Annotated in this window: 16 protein-coding genes; 6 read left to right on the plus strand and 10 right to left on the minus strand. The window is 69.2% G+C overall.

Annotated elements, in window-relative coordinates:
* Positions 1-30: 30 nt before the first annotated feature.
* From N787_RS06945 to N787_RS06965, 5 genes are read left to right on the plus strand one after another with little or no spacing between them, the layout of a single operon-like run.
* Positions 31-750, plus strand: a complete 720-nt coding sequence (locus N787_RS06945) for an ABC transporter ATP-binding protein (RefSeq protein WP_034212036.1) — start codon at positions 31-33, stop codon at positions 748-750.
* Positions 751-763: 13 nt separating this feature from the next.
* On the plus strand, positions 764-2,071 hold the full coding sequence (locus tag N787_RS06950) for an ABC transporter permease (protein WP_034212038.1): 1,308 nt from the start codon (positions 764-766) through the stop codon (positions 2,069-2,071).
* Between the two features lie 8 nt (positions 2,072-2,079).
* Positions 2,080-3,294 carry an ABC transporter permease gene (locus tag N787_RS06955; protein WP_034212040.1) on the plus strand — a complete coding sequence of 405 codons (1,215 nt, stop codon included), beginning with the start codon at positions 2,080-2,082 and terminating at the stop codon, positions 3,292-3,294.
* An 11-nt stretch (positions 3,295-3,305) separates the two neighbouring features.
* Positions 3,306-4,658 (plus strand): sigma-54-dependent transcriptional regulator, encoded by a 1,353-nt coding sequence (locus N787_RS06960; RefSeq protein ID WP_034212042.1) that lies wholly within the window; start codon positions 3,306-3,308, stop codon positions 4,656-4,658.
* 31 nt (positions 4,659-4,689) lie between these two features.
* Positions 4,690-5,985 (plus strand): sensor histidine kinase, encoded by a 1,296-nt coding sequence (locus tag N787_RS06965; protein WP_245593984.1) that lies wholly within the window; start codon positions 4,690-4,692, stop codon positions 5,983-5,985.
* A 173-nt stretch (positions 5,986-6,158) separates the two neighbouring features.
* Here the strand turns inward: N787_RS06965 and glmU are convergent, their stop codons facing one another.
* Entirely contained in the window at positions 6,159-7,526 is a 1,368-nt protein-coding gene (glmU, locus tag N787_RS06970; protein ID WP_034212046.1) for a bifunctional UDP-N-acetylglucosamine diphosphorylase/glucosamine-1-phosphate N-acetyltransferase GlmU, read from the minus strand.
* 58 nt (positions 7,527-7,584) lie between these two features.
* On the opposite strand from glmU, the gene N787_RS06975 reads away from it, so the two are divergent.
* Positions 7,585-7,983 carry a GtrA family protein gene (locus N787_RS06975; RefSeq protein WP_034212048.1) on the plus strand — a complete coding sequence of 133 codons (399 nt, stop codon included), beginning with the start codon at positions 7,585-7,587 and terminating at the stop codon, positions 7,981-7,983.
* A gap of 154 nt (positions 7,984-8,137) precedes the next feature.
* On the opposite strand, the gene N787_RS06980 is transcribed toward N787_RS06975, so the two are convergent.
* The 9 genes from N787_RS06980 to N787_RS07020 all read right to left on the minus strand — a co-directional run bounded on the left by N787_RS06980 (position 8,138) and on the right by N787_RS07020 (position 15,251).
* On the minus strand, positions 8,138-8,563 hold the full coding sequence (locus N787_RS06980) for a F0F1 ATP synthase subunit epsilon (RefSeq protein WP_034212050.1): 426 nt from the start codon (positions 8,561-8,563) through the stop codon (positions 8,138-8,140).
* Positions 8,564-8,624: 61 nt separating this feature from the next.
* Complete coding sequence (gene atpD / locus N787_RS06985; protein ID WP_034212052.1) at positions 8,625-10,034, minus strand: F0F1 ATP synthase subunit beta; 1,410 nt, start codon at positions 10,032-10,034, stop codon at positions 8,625-8,627.
* Positions 10,035-10,134: 100 nt separating this feature from the next.
* Positions 10,135-10,998: a F0F1 ATP synthase subunit gamma gene (gene atpG, locus N787_RS06990; RefSeq protein WP_034212054.1), complete on the minus strand. Its 864-nt coding sequence runs from the start codon at positions 10,996-10,998 to the stop codon at positions 10,135-10,137.
* Positions 10,999-11,007: 9 nt separating this feature from the next.
* Complete coding sequence (gene atpA, locus N787_RS06995; RefSeq protein WP_034212056.1) at positions 11,008-12,552, minus strand: F0F1 ATP synthase subunit alpha; 1,545 nt, start codon at positions 12,550-12,552, stop codon at positions 11,008-11,010.
* A 57-nt stretch (positions 12,553-12,609) separates the two neighbouring features.
* Complete coding sequence (locus tag N787_RS07000) at positions 12,610-13,140, minus strand: F0F1 ATP synthase subunit delta (protein ID WP_034212058.1); 531 nt, start codon at positions 13,138-13,140, stop codon at positions 12,610-12,612.
* A 13-nt stretch (positions 13,141-13,153) separates the two neighbouring features.
* Positions 13,154-13,624, minus strand: a complete 471-nt coding sequence (locus N787_RS07005) for a F0F1 ATP synthase subunit B (protein ID WP_034212060.1) — start codon at positions 13,622-13,624, stop codon at positions 13,154-13,156.
* 94 nt (positions 13,625-13,718) lie between these two features.
* On the minus strand, positions 13,719-14,003 hold the full coding sequence (atpE, locus tag N787_RS07010) for a F0F1 ATP synthase subunit C (RefSeq protein ID WP_034212061.1): 285 nt from the start codon (positions 14,001-14,003) through the stop codon (positions 13,719-13,721).
* A 58-nt stretch (positions 14,004-14,061) separates the two neighbouring features.
* On the minus strand, positions 14,062-14,859 hold the full coding sequence (gene atpB, locus N787_RS07015) for a F0F1 ATP synthase subunit A (RefSeq protein WP_034212063.1): 798 nt from the start codon (positions 14,857-14,859) through the stop codon (positions 14,062-14,064).
* A gap of 20 nt (positions 14,860-14,879) precedes the next feature.
* The gene (locus N787_RS07020; protein WP_245593985.1) at positions 14,880-15,251 is read right to left on the minus strand and encodes a hypothetical protein; all 372 of its coding nucleotides are present in this window, start codon (positions 15,249-15,251) and stop codon (positions 14,880-14,882) included.
* Positions 15,252-15,576 lie beyond the last annotated feature (325 nt).

Below are 15,576 nucleotides of genomic sequence, written 5' to 3' on the forward strand. Positions count from 1 at the left end.
CCCTTCCCTTTCGCCGCCAAGGACACCGCCATGCTCCGGATGAACCATCTCTCCAAGGTCTACCGCACCCACATGATCGAGACGCACGCCCTGCGCGGCTTCGACATCCACGTGCGCGAAGGCGAGTTCGTGGCCGTCACCGGCCCCTCGGGCTCGGGCAAGACCACCTTCCTCAATATCGCCGGCCTGCTGGAGGAGTTCACCGAGGGCACCTACCTGCTCGACGGCGTCGAAGTGCGCGGCCTGTCCGACGACCAGCGCTCGCGCCTGCGCAACGAGAAGATCGGCTTCATCTTCCAGGGCTTCAACCTGATCCCGGACCTGAACCTGTTCGACAACGTGGACGTGCCGCTGCGCTACCGCGGCCTCAACGCCGCCGAGCGCAAGCGCCGCATCGACGATGCGCTGGGCAAGGTCGGCCTGGGCTCGCGCGCCAAGCACTACCCGGCCGAGCTCTCCGGCGGCCAGCAGCAGCGCGTGGCGATCGCGCGCGCGCTGGCCGGCTCGCCGCGCCTGCTGCTGGCCGACGAGCCCACCGGCAACCTCGACACCCAGATGGCGCGCGGCGTGATGGAGCTGCTCGAGCAGATCAACGCCGAGGGCACCACCATCGTGATGGTCACCCACGACCCGGAGCTGGCGGCCCGCGCGGCCCGCAACGTGCACATCGTCGATGGCCAGGTCAGCGACCTGGTGCACCCGTCGCTGCCGGCGCGCCCGGTGGCCGTGCCCGCCGCCGCCGCGTCCTGAGCCGGAGCCCGCCATGTTCGCCTACTACTTCAAGCTGGGCCTGCGCAGCCTGCGCCGCAACCCCATCCTCACCGCGCTGATGGTGCTGACCCTGGCGGTCGGCGTCGCCACCAGCATGTCCACGCTGACCGTGCTGCGGGCGATGTCGGGCGATCCGATCCCGTCCAAGTCCGACCGGCTGTTCGTGGTGCAGGTGGACAACCAGCCGGCCGAGACGCCGGAAGGCGAGCCGCCGACCGCCCACCTGAGCTGGATCGACGCGCGCGAGCTGCTCGCCGCAGGGGACGGCGTTCGCCGCACCGCGATGTATGCGATCGGCGGCGTCGTCGAACCCGAGGGCGACGCGGGCAACATGCTGATCAATGGCATGGCGGTCGGCGCCGATTTCTTCCCGATGTTCGAAGTACCGTTCCGCCACGGCGGCCCCTGGAGCGCCGAGTCCGACGCGCGCGGCGGCAACGAGGCGGTGCTGTCGGCCGAATTCGCCCAGCGCCTGTTCGGCGACGAGGACCCCAGCGGCCGGCGCCTGCGCCTCTTCGACCGCGAGTACGTGATCACCGGCGTGCTGGCGCCTTGGCAGCCGATGCCGAAGTACTACTGGCTGATCGGCGGGCCCAACCGTTTCAGCGAGACCAGCGAGGTCTTCATCCCGCTGGCCAACGCGATGGCCAACGAGTCCGACCCCAACGGCAACATCAACTGCAGCGGCGACGGCCCGGAGCCCGGCTACACCGGCCTGGTCAACTCCGAGTGCGTGTTCATGCAGTACTGGGTGGAGCTGGCCGATGCCGGCGAACGCGCCCCCTACCGCGAGCGACTGGGCGCCTACATCGATGGCCAGAAGGCGCTGGGCCGGCTACCGGTGGGCGAGCGTTCGCGCCTGCTGGACGTGCGGGAGTGGATGGTCGACCAGGAAGTGCTGGGCGACGACACCAAGCTGCAGGCCCTGCTCTCCCTCGGCTTCCTGCTGGTGTGCGTCGTGAACACGGTGGGGCTGCTGCTGGCCAAGTTCACCAGCCACGCCGGCGAGATCGGCGTGCGCCGCGCGCTGGGCGCCACCCGGCGCCAGGTGTTCCAGCAATACCTGGTGCAGGCCGGCGTGGTCGGCGCGGCCGGCGGCCTGGTCGGCCTCGGCCTGACCTTCGGCGGCCTGGCGCTGCTTGCGCGACAGTCGGACGAAGTGGCGGCCGTGGCCCACATGAGCCCGGTCATGCTAACGGCCACCGTCGCCGTCGCCGTGCTCGCGGCGATCCTCGCCGGCCTGCTGCCGACCTGGCGTGCCTGCCAGGTCGTCCCCGCCATCCAGCTCAAGACCCAGTGAGGCCCGCCATGGAAATCCGCCCGATTCTTTCCGCCCTGCTGCGCTCCAAGACCGGCGCGCTGCTGATCGCCGCGCAGGTGGCGCTGACCCTGGCCATCCTGGGCAACGCCGCCTACATCGTGCAGGATCGCCTGGCGATCTCGGCCCGACCCACCGGTGCCGACGAGGACAACACCTTCTACATCCGCCTCTACGGTTTCCGGGAAGGCATCGACGTGCCGGCCATGCTCGACGCCGACCTGGCGTTGGTGGGCGCCATGCCCGGCGTGCGCGCCGTGGCCACCGCCAACATGATGCCGCTGGCGCAGTCGGGCTGGAGCCTGGGCGTGCGCGCCAATGCCGACGTGCCGCCGAACGAGAGCACCAACGTCGCGTTCTACTTCAGCTCCGAAGACCTGGTGGAGGCGCTGGGCCTGCAGCTGGTCGAAGGCCGCTACTTCACGCCGGACGAGGTGCAGGTGATCGAGCCCTCGATCGCCAACGTCGAGCCCAGGCACGTGATCCTGACGACGGCGCTGGCGCGCCACGTTTTCCCGGGCGAATCCGCCTTCGTCGGCCGCACCCTGCTGCTGGGTGAGTCGCCGATGGAGGTGGTGGGCGTGGTCGAGCGCCTGCAGTCGCCTTGGGCACAGCTCGGGGAAAGCGGCGAGCGATCCATCATCGTGCCGATGCGCCAGCTCTTCCCGGGCGCGCAGTACATCGTCCGCGCCGAGCCGGGGCAGCTTGACCGGGTGATGCGGGAGGTCGAGGACGCGCTCGTGGCAGCCCGCGACGACCGCGTGCTGATCGCCAGCACCAGCCTGCAGGAGGCCCGCGCCAACCGCTACCGCGCCGACCGCTCGCTGGCCTGGATGCTGGTGGCGGTGATGGGCCTGCTGGTGCTGGTGACCGCCTCGGGCATCGTCGGCATGGCCTCGCTGTGGGTGAACCAGCGCCGCAAGCAGATCGGCGTGCGGCGCGCGATCGGCGCCCGCCAGCGCGACATCCTGCGCTACTTCCTGGTCGAGAACTTCATGGTCACCAGCTTCGGCATCGCCATTGGCCTCGGCCTGGCGCTGGCGCTGAACCAGCTGCTGGTGGACGCGCTGGAAGTGCCGCGGCTGCCGCTGGCGATCCTGCCCGCCGGCGTGGTCGCGCTCTGGGCGCTGGGCCTGCTGGCGGCCCTGGGACCGGCCTGGCGCGCGGCCCGTATCCCGCCGGCCGAAGCCACCCGCAGTGTGTGAAAATCCCGCCCATGCCTACCGTCCTGGTGATCGACGACAACCCGGCCATCGCCACCGCGCTGGAGGTGCTGTTCTCGCTGCATGACCTGCGCACGCTGCACGCGGCGGGGCCGGAGGAAGGCCTGCAGCTGCTGGCCGAGACGCCGGTGGACCTGGTGGTGCAGGACATGAACTTCCGCGCCGACACCACCTCGGGCGAGGAAGGCGAAGCGCTGTTCCGGCAGATCCGCGCGGCGCACCCGGACCTGCCGATCGTGCTGCTGACCGCGTGGACGCACCTCGACGCGGCGGTGAGCCTGGTGAAGGCCGGCGCGGCGGATTACCTGGGCAAGCCCTGGGACGACGCGCGGCTGATGGCGTCGGTATCGAACCTGATCGAGCTGGGCCAGGCCAACCGCCTGCTGGCCCGCGAGCGCGGCGCGCGCCAGCGCACGCGCAGCGCGATCGAATCCAAGCTCGACCTGCGCGGCATGGTCTGGGCCGACGATGCGATGGCGCGGCTGCTGGGCCTGGCGGCGCAGGTGGCACAGGCCGACGTGCCGGTGCTGGTGACCGGCCCGAACGGCTCGGGCAAGGAAGTGATCGCCGGCATCCTGCAGGCCAACTCCGCGGTGAAGTCCGGGCCGTTCGTGACGCTCAACTGCGGCGCCCTGCCCGCGGAGCTGATCGAGGCCGAGCTGTTCGGCGCCGAGGCCGGGGCCTACACCGGCGCCACCAAGGCGCGCGAAGGCAAATTCGAGGCCGCCGACGGCGGCACGCTGTTCCTGGACGAGATCGGCAACCTGCCGCCGGCCGGGCAGATGAAGCTGCTGCGCGTGCTCGAGACCGGGCGCTTCGAGCGCCTGGGCAGCAACCGCGAGCGCCAGGTGCGCGTGCGCGTGATCAGCGCCACCAATGCCGACCTGCCGGCGATGATCCGCGCCGGCCAGTTCCGTGAAGACCTCTACTACCGTTTGAACCTGATCGAGCTGCGCGTGCCGCCGCTGGCCGAGCGCCCCGACGACATCCTGCCGCTGGCCGAGCACTTCATCGGCGGCGCCAAGCCGCTGTCGCCCGGCGCGCGCGAGGCGCTGCTGCGGCACCGCTGGCCGGGCAACGTGCGCGAGCTCAAGAACACGCTGCAGCGCGCGCTGCTGCTGGGCACCGGGGCGGAGGTGATGGCGGCCGACCTCGGCCTGCCGCTGCCGTCCGGCGCGAGCACTGCACCGGCGATGCCCGCGACCGACGCCGAACCCGACCGCGCCGCCATCGAAGCGGCCATCGCCCGCGCCAACGGCGTGCTGGCGCAGGCCGCGGCCGAACTGGGGCTGAGCCGCCAGGCCTTGTACCGGCGGCTCGAGCGCCTGGGCATCGGGCGCGGCTGAGGTGGCGACGCGCCGGGGCGTTCGCTGGTCCTTGGCGGGACGTCTCGCCGGACTCACGCTGCTCCTGCTGGCGGCCGGCATCGGCCTCGCGCTTGCGCTGCAGGCCTGGCTGACGTCGCCGCTGGCGGCGTTCGCGCTGGCGCTGCTGCTGATGCTGCCGGTGGTGGCGATGGCGGTGCGGCAGCAGCTCCGGCCGATGCTGTCGCTGTTCCGCGCGCTGGCCGGTACCGTGGACAGCTACCGCGACGGCGACTTCAGTTTCGGCCTGTCGTGGCGCCGCAACGACGAGATCGCCGAGCTCGTGGACACCCACAATGCGCTCGGCGACGCCCTGCGCGAGCAGCGCCTGGGGCTCGTGCAGCGCGAGCTGCTGCTCGACACGATGGTGCAGAACACGCCGGTGGCGATGGTGCTGGTGGACCCCGCCGGCCACGTGACCTACGCCAACCTCGCCGCCCGTCGCGAGTTCAACGGCGGGCGGCGCATCGAGGGCCAGTCGCTGGAGGCGCTGCTGGAAGCGGCGCCCGAGCCGCTGCGCGATGCCATCCAATCCGGCCGCGACGGCCTCTTCAGCCTGGGCGAGGACGACGAGGAGCAGACCTGGCACGTCTCGCGCCGCGAGTTCCGGCTGAACGGCCGGCCGCAGCGGCTGCTGATGCTGCGCCAGCTCACCACCGAGCTGCGGCGCCAGGAAGTGCAGACCTGGAAGAAGGTGATCCGCGTCATCAGCCACGAGCTCAACAACTCGCTGGCGCCGGTGGCCTCGCTGGCGCACTCGGGCGCCGAGCTGACGCGGCGCGGCCAGTACGCGCGGCTCGAGTCGGTGTTTGGCACCATCGAGGAGCGCGCACGGCATCTCGAAGGTTTCATCCGAGGCTACGCGAGCTTCGCCAAGCTGCCCTCGCCGCGGCTGGAGGCGGTGGCGTGGCCGGCGCTGGCCGAGCGCCTGCGCAGCCAGATCGACTTCGTGCTCGAAGGGGCGCTGCCGGATGAACCGGCGCGGCTGGACGTGCCCCAGATCGAGCAGGCGCTGCTGAACCTGCTCAAGAACGCCCACGAATCCGGCTCGCCGCCGGAGGGCGTGACGCTGCGCGTGCGGCGCCTGCCCGGCCAGCTGCGCATCGAGGTCGGCGACCGCGGCACCGGCATGAGCGAGGCCGTGCTGGCGAACGCGCTGGTGCCCTTCTATTCCACCAAGCGCAGCGGCACGGGCCTGGGCCTGGCGCTGGCCCGCGAAATCGCCGAAGCCCACGGCGGCCGAATCAGCCTGGGCAACCGCCAGGACGGCGGGCTGGTGGTTACGCTGGTCCTGCCGGTGCTGGAGTAGAGCGTTTTTTGACGCGGATTGACGCGGATAAAAGCGGATAAAGCAAAGGCCGGAATGGGTTTTCGCAAGCGGGCCGGACTCGCAAGGATCCAAACCCTTTTGCTTTTGCCTTATCCGGGTTGATCCGCGTTAATCCGCGTCTGAATGCCTCTGCACCAGACCCCGCCAAACCCTCACTTCTTGGTGGGCCGCTGCCAGCCGTCGATGGTTTGCTGGCGGCCGCGGGCGATGGTGAGCTTGCCGGCGGGCGCGGGCTTGCTGATGACCGAGCCGGCGCCGATGGTGGCCTGCTCGCCGATCTCGACCGGCGCCACCAGCGACGAGTTCGACCCGATGAAGGCGCCGTCGCCGATCGTGGTCGTGGACTTGTTCACGCCGTCGTAGTTGCAGGTGATGGTGCCGGCGCCGATGTTCACCGCGCTGCCGATCTCGGCATCGCCGAGGTAGCTCAGGTGGTTGGCCTTGCTGCCCGGGCCCAGGCGCGCCTTCTTGGTTTCGACGAAGTTGCCGATGTGCACGTCGTCGGCCAGTTCGGTCCCCGGGCGCAGGCGGGCATACGGGCCGATGGCGCAGCCCGCGCCGGCGACGACGCCCTCGAGGTCGCTGTGCGCGCGCACCACGGTGCCGGCGCCGAGCACCACGTCGCGCAGGCGGCAGAAGGGGCCGATGCGGACGTCGTCGCCCAGCACGACGCGGCCTTCGAGGATCACGTTGGCATCGATCTCGACGTCGCGGCCGGCGGTGACGGTGCCGCGCTGGTCGTAGCGCGCCGGGTCGGCGAGGCGCACGCCTTCGCGCATCAGGGCCTCGGCGGCGCGACGCTGGAAAGCGCGCTCGAGCCGCGCGAGCTGGATCGGATCATTGGCACCCTCGGCTTCCCCGGCCACCAGGCAACCCACCTGCGCGGCGGGCCGGCCGTCGGCGCGCGCCATCGCGAAGATGTCGGTGAGGTAGTACTCGCCCTGCGCGTTGTCGTTGCCGAGGCGGCCGAGCCAGCGGCGCAGGTCGGCGGCGGGCGCGGCGATCACGCCCGTGTTCACCAGGCGCACGGCGCGCTGGCGGTCGTCGGCATCCTTGTGCTCGACGATGGCCTGCACGTCGCCGTTGCCGTCGAGCACCACGCGGCCGTAGCCGGTCGGGTCGTCCAGGGTTTCGGTGAGCACGGCGGCACGGCTACCGGCGGCCTCGAGCAGGCCGCGCAGGGTGTCCACGGTGATCAGCGGGACATCGGCGTAGAGCACCAGCACGCGGGCGCGGTCGGGCACGCCCGGCATCGCCTGCAGCACGGCGTGGCCGGTGCCCAGCTGCTGCGCCTGTTCGGCCCAGTGCAGGTCGGCCTGCCCGGCGAAGGCGGCACGCACCTGGTCGCCGCCGTGGCCGTACACGACATGGATGCCGGCGGCGCCCAGCGCGCGCGCGGTTTCGATGGCGTGCGCCAGCATCGGGCGGCCGGCGATGGGCTGCAGCACCTTCGGGGTGCGCGACTTCATCCGCTTGCCCTCGCCGGCGGCGAGGATGATCACGTGCAGTGCCTGGGTCATGGGTTCCCTCCTGGCGCCTAGTATCGGCGCGCCGGCGCGGCGCTGCTAGCATGCGCGCATGACCGGCCACCCGCACCCGATTTCACGGCAAGCCCTGCTTTTCCTGCTTGTAGGCGCCGCGCAGCTGCTGCTTGACAGCGCGGTGTTCATTGGCCTGACCGCGCTTGGCCTGCCGCTTGTGCTGGGAAATATTCTCGGCCGCGTCGCGGGTGCGAGCCTGGGCTACTGGCTCAACGGCCGCTACACCTTTGCCCGCGGCGGCGAACCGCAGCTGCAGCGGCGGCATCTGTGGCGCTTCGTGGTGGCGTGGTCGGCGCTGACGGTGCTGAGCACCGCGCTGCTGGTGGCCGTGGAGGCCGCCGCGGGACTCGCCGGTTCCTGGCTCGCCAAGCCGCTGGTCGAGGCACTGATGGCCGCGATCGGCTTCGTGGTCTGGCGGCAGTGGGTCTACCGCTGACCCTTCCCCTGTAGGAGGGCCTTCAGGCCCGAAGCCTTTCGCTGAAAAGCTTCGGGCCTGAAGGCCCTGCTACAAGGCGTCGGCGGGGCAATCGCGAGGCCCAAAAAAAACGCCGGCGCGAGGCCGGCGTTTCGTCGAACCGGGGGTTACCGGCTCAGTGCTTGAGGTTCTTGCGCAGGCGCTCGAGGGCCTGCAGCTGCGCCATCGCTTCGGCCAGGCGGGCCTGGGCTTCGGCGATTTCCATCGCCTCGCCGCGGTTGGCCAGCACGCGCTCGGCTTCGGCCTTGGCTTCCTTGGCCTTGGCCTCGTCGAGGTCGGCGGCGCGGATGGCGGTGTCGGTGAGGACGGTCACCACCTGCGGCTGCACCTCGAGGATGCCGCCGGAGACGTAGAAGAACTGCTCTTCGCCGTTGGCCAGGATGACGCGCACCTGGCCGGGCTTGAGGCGGGTGATCAGCGGCGCGTGGCGCGGCGCGATGCCGAGTTCGCCCAGCTCGCCGGTGGCCACGACCATCTGCACCTCACCGTGGAAGATCTCTTCCTCGGCGCTGACGATGTCGCAACGGATGGTGCTTGCCATGATGGATTTCCTGCGTTAGCTCCCTCTCCCGCGTGCGGGAGAGGGCCGGGGAGAGGGCCGCTTACGCCGCCGCGCTCATCTTCTTGGCCTTCTCGAAGGCCTCGTCGATGCCGCCGACCATGTAGAAGGCCTGCTCCGGCAGGTGGTCGCACTCGCCGTCGCAGATCATGCGGAAGCCGCGGATGGTTTCCTTCAGCGTCACGTACTTGCCCGGCGAGCCGGTGAAGACTTCGGCCACGTGGAAGGGCTGCGAGAAGAAGCGCTCGATCTTGCGGGCGCGGGACACGGCCTGCTTGTCTTCTTCCGACAGCTCGTCCATGCCCAGGATCGCAATGATGTCCTTGAGCTCCTTGTACTTCTGCAGGGTGGCCTGCACGCGGCGCGCGGTGTCGTAGTGCTCGTTGCCGATCACGTTCGGGTCGAGCTGGCGCGAGGTCGAGTCCAGCGGGTCCACGGCCGGGTAGATACCCAGCGAGGCGATGTTTCGCGACAGCACGACGGTGGCGTCGAGGTGGGCGAAGGTGGTCGCCGGCGACGGGTCGGTCAGGTCGTCCGCGGGCACGTACACGGCCTGGATCGAGGTGATCGAGCCGGTCTTGGTCGAGGTGATGCGCTCCTGCAGGACGCCCATTTCCTCGGCCAGGGTCGGCTGGTAACCCACGGCCGACGGCATGCGGCCCAGCAGCGCCGACACTTCGGTACCGGCCAGGGTGTAGCGGTAGATGTTGTCGACGAAGAACAGGATGTCGCGGCCCTTGCCGGTCGCCGGGTCGATGTCGTCGCGGAAGTACTCGGCCATGGTCAGGCCGGTCAGGGCGACGCGCAGGCGGTTGCCCGGCGGCTCGTTCATCTGGCCGTACACCATCGCGACCTTGTCGAGGACGTTGGAGTCCTTCATCTCGTGGTAGAAGTCGTTGCCCTCGCGGGTACGCTCGCCCACGCCGGCGAACACCGAGAGACCGGCGTGCTGCTTGGCGATGTTGTTGATGAGCTCCATCATGTTGACGGTCTTGCCGACGCCGGCGCCGCCGAACAGGCCGACCTTGCCGCCCTTGGCGAACGGGCACATTAGGTCGATCACCTTGATGCCGGTCTCGAGCAGTTCGTTGCCCGAGGACTGCTCTTCATACGAAGGCGCGGCGCGGTGGATTTCCCAGTGGTCCTTGGTGGTGACCGGGCCGGCCTCATCGATCGGGTTGCCCAGCACGTCCATGATGCGGCCCAGGGTCTCCTTGCCGACCGGCACGGAGATCGCGGCGCCGGTGTTGCGGGCGACCAGGTTGCGCTTCAGGCCGTCGGTCGAGCCGAGCGCGATGGTGCGCACGATGCCGTCGCCGAGCTGCTGCTGCACCTCGAGGGTGATCTCGGTGCCGTCGACCTTCAGTGCGTCGTACACCTTCGGCACGTCCGCGCGCGGGAACTCGACGTCCACGACCGCGCCGATGATCTGAACAATCTTGCCCTGGCTCATTGCTGTTTCCTCTGGGAAGCGATTCTTTGGTCCGTTGGAGCGCTGGGGGCTGCGAGGCGAAGTGCTTCGCGGCTGAAGCCGCTCCTACAGGGGGTTTGGGTCAAACTGCGGCGGCGCCGCCGACGATTTCCGAGATTTCCTGGGTGATCGCGGCCTGGCGGGCCTTGTTGTAGATCAGGTTCAGCGTGCCGATCAGCTTGGTCGCGTTGTCGGAGGCCGCCTTCATGGCCACCATCCGCGCCGCGTGCTCGGACGCGAGGTTCTCGAGCACGGCCTGGTAGACCAGCGACTCGACGTAGCGCGTGAGCACCTGGTCCAGCACGGTGGCCGGGTCGGGTTCGTACAGGTAGTCCCAGTCGTGCTTGGCGTCGAGCTTCTCGGCGGCCGGCAGCGGCAGCAGCTGGTCCTGCGTCGCGCGCTGGGTCATCGTGTTGATGAAGTCGTTGTAGCAGAGGAACACGCGGTCCAGGCTTCCGGCGGCGTAGCCGTCCAGCATCACCTTGATCACGCCGACGAGCTGCTCCAGCGCCGGCTTCTCGCCGAGGTGGGTGACCGAGCCGACCATGTTGACCTTCAGGCGGCGGAAGAATACCGACGCCTTCTGGCCGATGCAGACCACGTCGACCTCGACGCCCTTCTCCTGCCAGCCGCGCATGTCGGCCAGGATGCGGCGGAACATCTGCGAGTTCAGGCCGCCGCACAGGCCACGGTCGGTCGACACCACGATGTAGCCGATGCGCTTGATGCCGTCGCGCTTGGCCATGAACGGGTGCACGTACTCGGTGTTCGCCTGCGCGATGTGGCCGATGACCTGGCGCATCAGGCGCGCATACGGACGCGAGTCCTTCATGCGGTCCTGCGCCTTGCGGATCTTCGACGCGGAGACCATCTCGAGGGCGCGCGTCACCTTGCGGGTGTTCTGCACGCTCTTGATCTTGGTCTTGATTTCCCTGCCGCCAGCCATGTCAGTTCCTTACCAGGTACCGGTGGACTTGAACTCGGTGATGACCTGCTTGAACTGGGCTTCGATTTCCTTGTCCCAGGCGCCGGTCTCGACGATCTTCTTCTCCAGCGCGCCCTGGGTGTTGCTCAGGTGGGCGTGCAGGCCGGCTTCGACGGCCAGGATCTTGTTCAGCGGCACGTCGTCGAGGTAACCCTCGTTGACGGCGTAGATGGAGAGCGCCATCTGGGCGATCGACATCGGCGCGTACTGCTTCTGCTTCATCAGTTCGGTGACGCGCTGGCCGCGCTCGAGCTGCTTGCGGGTGGCTTCGTCGAGGTCCGAGGCGAACTGGGCGAAGGCCGCGAGCTCGCGGTACTGCGCCAGCGAGATGCGGATGCCGCCCGAGAGCTTCTTCATGATCGTGGTCTGCGCGGCGCCGCCGACGCGGGACACGGAGATACCGGCGTTCACGGCCGGGCGGATGCCGGCGTTGAACAGGTCGGTCTCGAGGAAGATCTGGCCGTCGGTGATCGAGATCACGTTGGTCGGCACGAAGGCCGAGACGTCACCGGCCTGGGTCTCGATGATCGGCAGCGCGGTGAGCGAGCCGGTCTTGCCCTTGACGGCGCCGTTGGTGAACTTCTCGACGTACTCGGCCGAGACGCGGGCCGCGCGCTCGAGCAGGCGCGAGTGCAGGTAGAACACGTCGCCCGGGTAGGCTTCGCGACCCGGCGGGCGGCGCAGCAGCAGCGAGATCTGGCGGTAGGCGACGGCCTGCTTGGAGAGGTCGTCGTACACGATCAGGGCGTCTTCGCCGCGGTCCATGAAGTACTCGCCCATGGCGCAGCCGGAGTACGGGGCGATGTACTGCATCGCGGCCGACTCGGACGCCGAGGCGGCGACCACCGTGGTGTAGGCCATCGCGCCGTTCTCTTCGAGGCGGCGGACGATGTTGGCGATGGTCGAGTTCTTCTGGCCGATGGCCACGTAGACGCACTTAACGCCCGAGGACTTCTGGTTGATGATCGCGTCGATCGCCAGGGCGGTCTTGCCGGTCTGGCGGTCGCCGATGACCAGCTCGCGCTGGCCGCGGCCGATCGGGATCATGCTGTCGACCGACTTGTAGCCGGTCTGCACCGGCTGGGCCACCGACTGGCGCCAGATGACGCCCGGGGCCACGCGCTCGACCGGCGAGCTCAGCTTGGCGTTCAGCGGGCCCTTGCCGTCGATCGGCTCGCCCAGCGCGTTGACCACGCGGCCGAGCAGCTCGGGACCGACCGGCACCTCGAGGATGCGGTTGGTGGTCTTGGCCACGTCGCCTTCGCGCAGGTGCTCGTAGTCACCCAGCACCACGGCGCCGACCGAGTCGCGCTCGAGGTTCAGCGCCAGCGCGAACGTGTTGTTCGGCAGCTCGACCATTTCGCCCTGCATCACGTCGGCCAGGCCGTGGATGCGCACGATGCCGTCGGAGACGGAGGTCACGGTGCCTTCGTTGCGGGCGTCGGCCGAGAGGCCGGCCGATTCGATGCGGGCCTTGATCAGTTCACTGATTTCGGACGGGTTGAGCGTCTGCATGGGTATGTCCCTGGGTCGTCCGGCCGGGGCCGGCGCTTGGTTCAAAGGAAAATCGGATCAGTTCGCCAGCGCCGCGCCGAGGCGCGCCAGCTTGGTGCGGATCGAGCCATCGATGACCACGTCGCCCGCGTCCACGACGGCACCGCCGATCAGGGCGGGGTCGACGCTGGCGGTGATCTCGACCTCGCGGCCGAAACGACGCTTGAGCGAAGCGGTGAGGCGGGCGATGGCGTCGGCGTCCAGGGCGACCGCGGAGGTCACCGTCGCCTTGACGACACGCTCGGCCTCGGCGCGCAGCTGCTCGTACAGGCCGGCGATCTCCGGCAGCAGGGCCAGGCGCCGGTTGGCGGCCAGCACGCCGACGAAGCGCTCGAAGCCGGCGTCGGCTTCGCCCTTCGGCATCACCATGCGGGCCAGCGACGCGGCATCCATGCGCGGGTGGCCGAACAGGGCCTGCACGTCGGGATGCGCGGCGACCTGGGCGGCGAAGCCCAGCATGCCCGACCACTTGGGCAGCGCGCCCTGGGCCTGCGCGAGCGAGAACGCGGCGCGGGCGTAGGGGCGTGCGAGGGTGACTGCTTGGCTCATGGCGGCGTCCGGATCAGATGTCGGCGGCGAGTTCGTCCAGCAGCGCCTTGTGGGCGTTGCCGTCGATCTCCTTGCGGATCAGGCGCTCGGCACCGGCCACGGCGAGCGCACCGACCTGGCGGCGCAGCTCTTCCTTGGCACGGGTGGCCGCGGCGTCGATCTCGGCGTCGGCCTGGATGCGGATGCGCTTGGCTTCCGCATGGGCTTCGTCCTTGGCGAGGTCGATGATCTGGGCGCGACGGGCCTCGGCCTGGGCGATGATCTCGTTGGCCTTGGCGCGGGCTTCGCGCAGGACCTCGTTGACCTTCTCCTCGGCCTGCGCCAGGTCCTTCTTGCTGCGGTCGGCAGCGGCCAGGCCCTCGGCGATCTTCTGCTGGCGCTCCTCGATGGCAGCGAGCAGCGGCGGCCAGATCTTGGTCGCGATGATCCAGATGAGGCCTGCGAAGGCCAGCGCCTGGGCGATCAGGGTTGCATTGATGTTCATGGCTGCGCTCTATCCGGTGTCTTTCGGGACCCTTGCGGGTCCTGCACGGCAACCCGCGCCGGCGGTGTGCCGGGCGCGGGTTCGGTCGGGCGGATTAGCCCAGGCGCTCGATGAACGGGCCGATCAGCGGGTTCGCGAAGGCGAACATCAGGCCGACGGCGACCGTGATGATGAACGCGGCGTCGATCAGGCCGGCGGTGATGAACATGCGGACCTGCAGGACCGGGATCAGCTCCGGCTGGCGGGCGGCGGACTCGAGGAACTTGCCGGCCATGATGGCCAGGCCCAGGCCGGCGCCGAGGGCGGCGAGGCCGATCATGATGCCGATGGCCAGGATGGTCGAGGCCTGAACGTTGGCGAGGAGGGCGAGAGCTTCCATGGTGTTTCTCCGAGCGGATTTACGAGTGAAAGGAAAGGATGAAGGTTTGCAGCGTGGTTCAGTGATGCTCTTCCATGAGGCTCAGGTACACGATCGAGAGCATCATGAAGATGAAGGCCTGCAGCGGGATCACCAGCAGGTGGAACAGCATCCACCCGAGGCCGAAGACGCCCGCGGCGATCGCACCGGCGATGCCGACGCCGCCGAGGACCCAGATCAGCAGGAACACGATCTCGCCGCCGTACATGTTGCCGAACAGTCGCATCGCCAGCGAAACCGGCTTGCTGAGCAGCTCGACGATGTTGAGCAGGATGTTGGCCGGGAACATCCACGGGCCGAACGGCGCGGTGAAGAACTCATGGACGAAGCCGCCCAGGCCCTTCGCGCGCAGGGCGAAGAAGATCATCAGGAAGAAGACGCTGAACGACATGCCGAGCGTGGCGTTGACGTCGGCGGTCGGGACCGGCTTCCAGTATTCGATGCCGACCGCGTGCAGCGGGATGGCGAAGAAGTCGGCCGGGATCATCTTGATGAGGTTCATCATCAGGATCCAGCAGAACAGGGTGATCGCGATCGGCGTCACCAGCTTGCTGCGACCCGGGTAGGCGTCGCGCGCCTGGGCGTCCACGAACTCGAGCACGATCTCGACGAAGGCCTGCCACTTGCCCGGCACGCCGGACGTGGCCTTGCGGGTGGCCAGCCAGAAGGCGAACACCATGGTGAAGCCCATCAGCGCCGCCATAACCAGCGTGTCGACGTTGAGCTGCCAGAAGCCGCCCTCGCCGAACTGGATGGTCAGGTTCTTGAGGTGGTGCTGGATGTAGCTCGTCGGGGCAAGTTCGGCTTCGCTTGCCATTGCGTCCAACCTGTTTGAATTCATCGTCGCTGCATTGCCACCGCCGCGGATGCGGCGAGGGCGGCCACCAGCCCCGCCAGCAGCGGCAGCGGCGGGAGCTTCCAGACACCGATCGCCAGCACGCCCAGCGCCAGGACCAGCACCCACTTGGCGAACACGCCGACCACGAGGCGCATCAGTGCGCCGGTCGCCGTCGTCACGCCGCCTTCGAGCAGGGCGCGCCCCATCAGGAACGTGCCCAGCGCGACCGCCGAAGCCCCGGTCATCGTCGCCGCCGCCGCGGGCAGCCCGTACAGGGCGCCCAGCAGGACCGCCACGACACCCCCGGCCAGCAACTGTGCCAGCGCGGCTTTACGCGCCAGGCGGTTCGTGGCTGCAGGGGTTCGGGACACGGTGGATCCAAGCAAGCCCAAGGAAACCCCCGGGCGTGGGGCGCAAATTATACGCGTGCGTGCGGGCGCGGCTCAAGGGCGAAAAGCGTGAATTTCAGACCTTTCGCGAATCTTTTTTGTCTTCACCGGAACTCGGCCGCCGCCCTTGCGGGAGGCTTGCCGGCACCGCCACCCCTGGACCAAGACCCTCGTGCCCGAGCCGCCGCCCACAGTGGCACATACGGGCGGGAATAGCGAAGCCCGCTGGCGCGGCAGCCGATAACGCAAAGAAAAACGCCGCCTTTTTGGGGCGGCGTTTTGGGATAAAAACCCTGGCGATGACCTA

Origin of the sequence: Arenimonas metalli CF5-1 (assembly GCF_000747155.1) — a bacterium.
Lineage (GTDB): Bacteria > Pseudomonadota > Gammaproteobacteria > Xanthomonadales > Xanthomonadaceae > Arenimonas > Arenimonas metalli.

Coding starts and splice junctions, on each gene's coding strand:
- atpD (WP_034212052.1), bottom strand. CDS start 10,034: ATGAGCCAGGGCAAGATTGTTCAGATCATCGGCGCGGTCGTGGACGTC.
- glmU (WP_034212046.1), bottom strand. CDS start 7,526: ATGACCCAGGCACTGCACGTGATCATCCTCGCCGCCGGCGAGGGCAAG.
- N787_RS06960 (WP_034212042.1), top strand. CDS start 3,306: ATGCCTACCGTCCTGGTGATCGACGACAACCCGGCCATCGCCACCGCG.
- N787_RS06975 (WP_034212048.1), top strand. CDS start 7,585: ATGACCGGCCACCCGCACCCGATTTCACGGCAAGCCCTGCTTTTCCTG.
- atpG (WP_034212054.1), bottom strand. CDS start 10,998: ATGGCTGGCGGCAGGGAAATCAAGACCAAGATCAAGAGCGTGCAGAAC.
- N787_RS07000 (WP_034212058.1), bottom strand. CDS start 13,140: ATGAGCCAAGCAGTCACCCTCGCACGCCCCTACGCCCGCGCCGCGTTC.
- atpE (WP_034212061.1), bottom strand. CDS start 14,003: ATGGAAGCTCTCGCCCTCCTCGCCAACGTTCAGGCCTCGACCATCCTG.
- atpA (WP_034212056.1), bottom strand. CDS start 12,552: ATGCAGACGCTCAACCCGTCCGAAATCAGTGAACTGATCAAGGCCCGC.
- atpB (WP_034212063.1), bottom strand. CDS start 14,859: ATGGCAAGCGAAGCCGAACTTGCCCCGACGAGCTACATCCAGCACCAC.
- N787_RS06950 (WP_034212038.1), top strand. CDS start 764: ATGTTCGCCTACTACTTCAAGCTGGGCCTGCGCAGCCTGCGCCGCAAC.
- N787_RS06980 (WP_034212050.1), bottom strand. CDS start 8,563: ATGGCAAGCACCATCCGTTGCGACATCGTCAGCGCCGAGGAAGAGATC.
- N787_RS06945 (WP_034212036.1), top strand. CDS start 31: ATGCTCCGGATGAACCATCTCTCCAAGGTCTACCGCACCCACATGATC.
- N787_RS06955 (WP_034212040.1), top strand. CDS start 2,080: ATGGAAATCCGCCCGATTCTTTCCGCCCTGCTGCGCTCCAAGACCGGC.
- N787_RS07005 (WP_034212060.1), bottom strand. CDS start 13,624: ATGAACATCAATGCAACCCTGATCGCCCAGGCGCTGGCCTTCGCAGGC.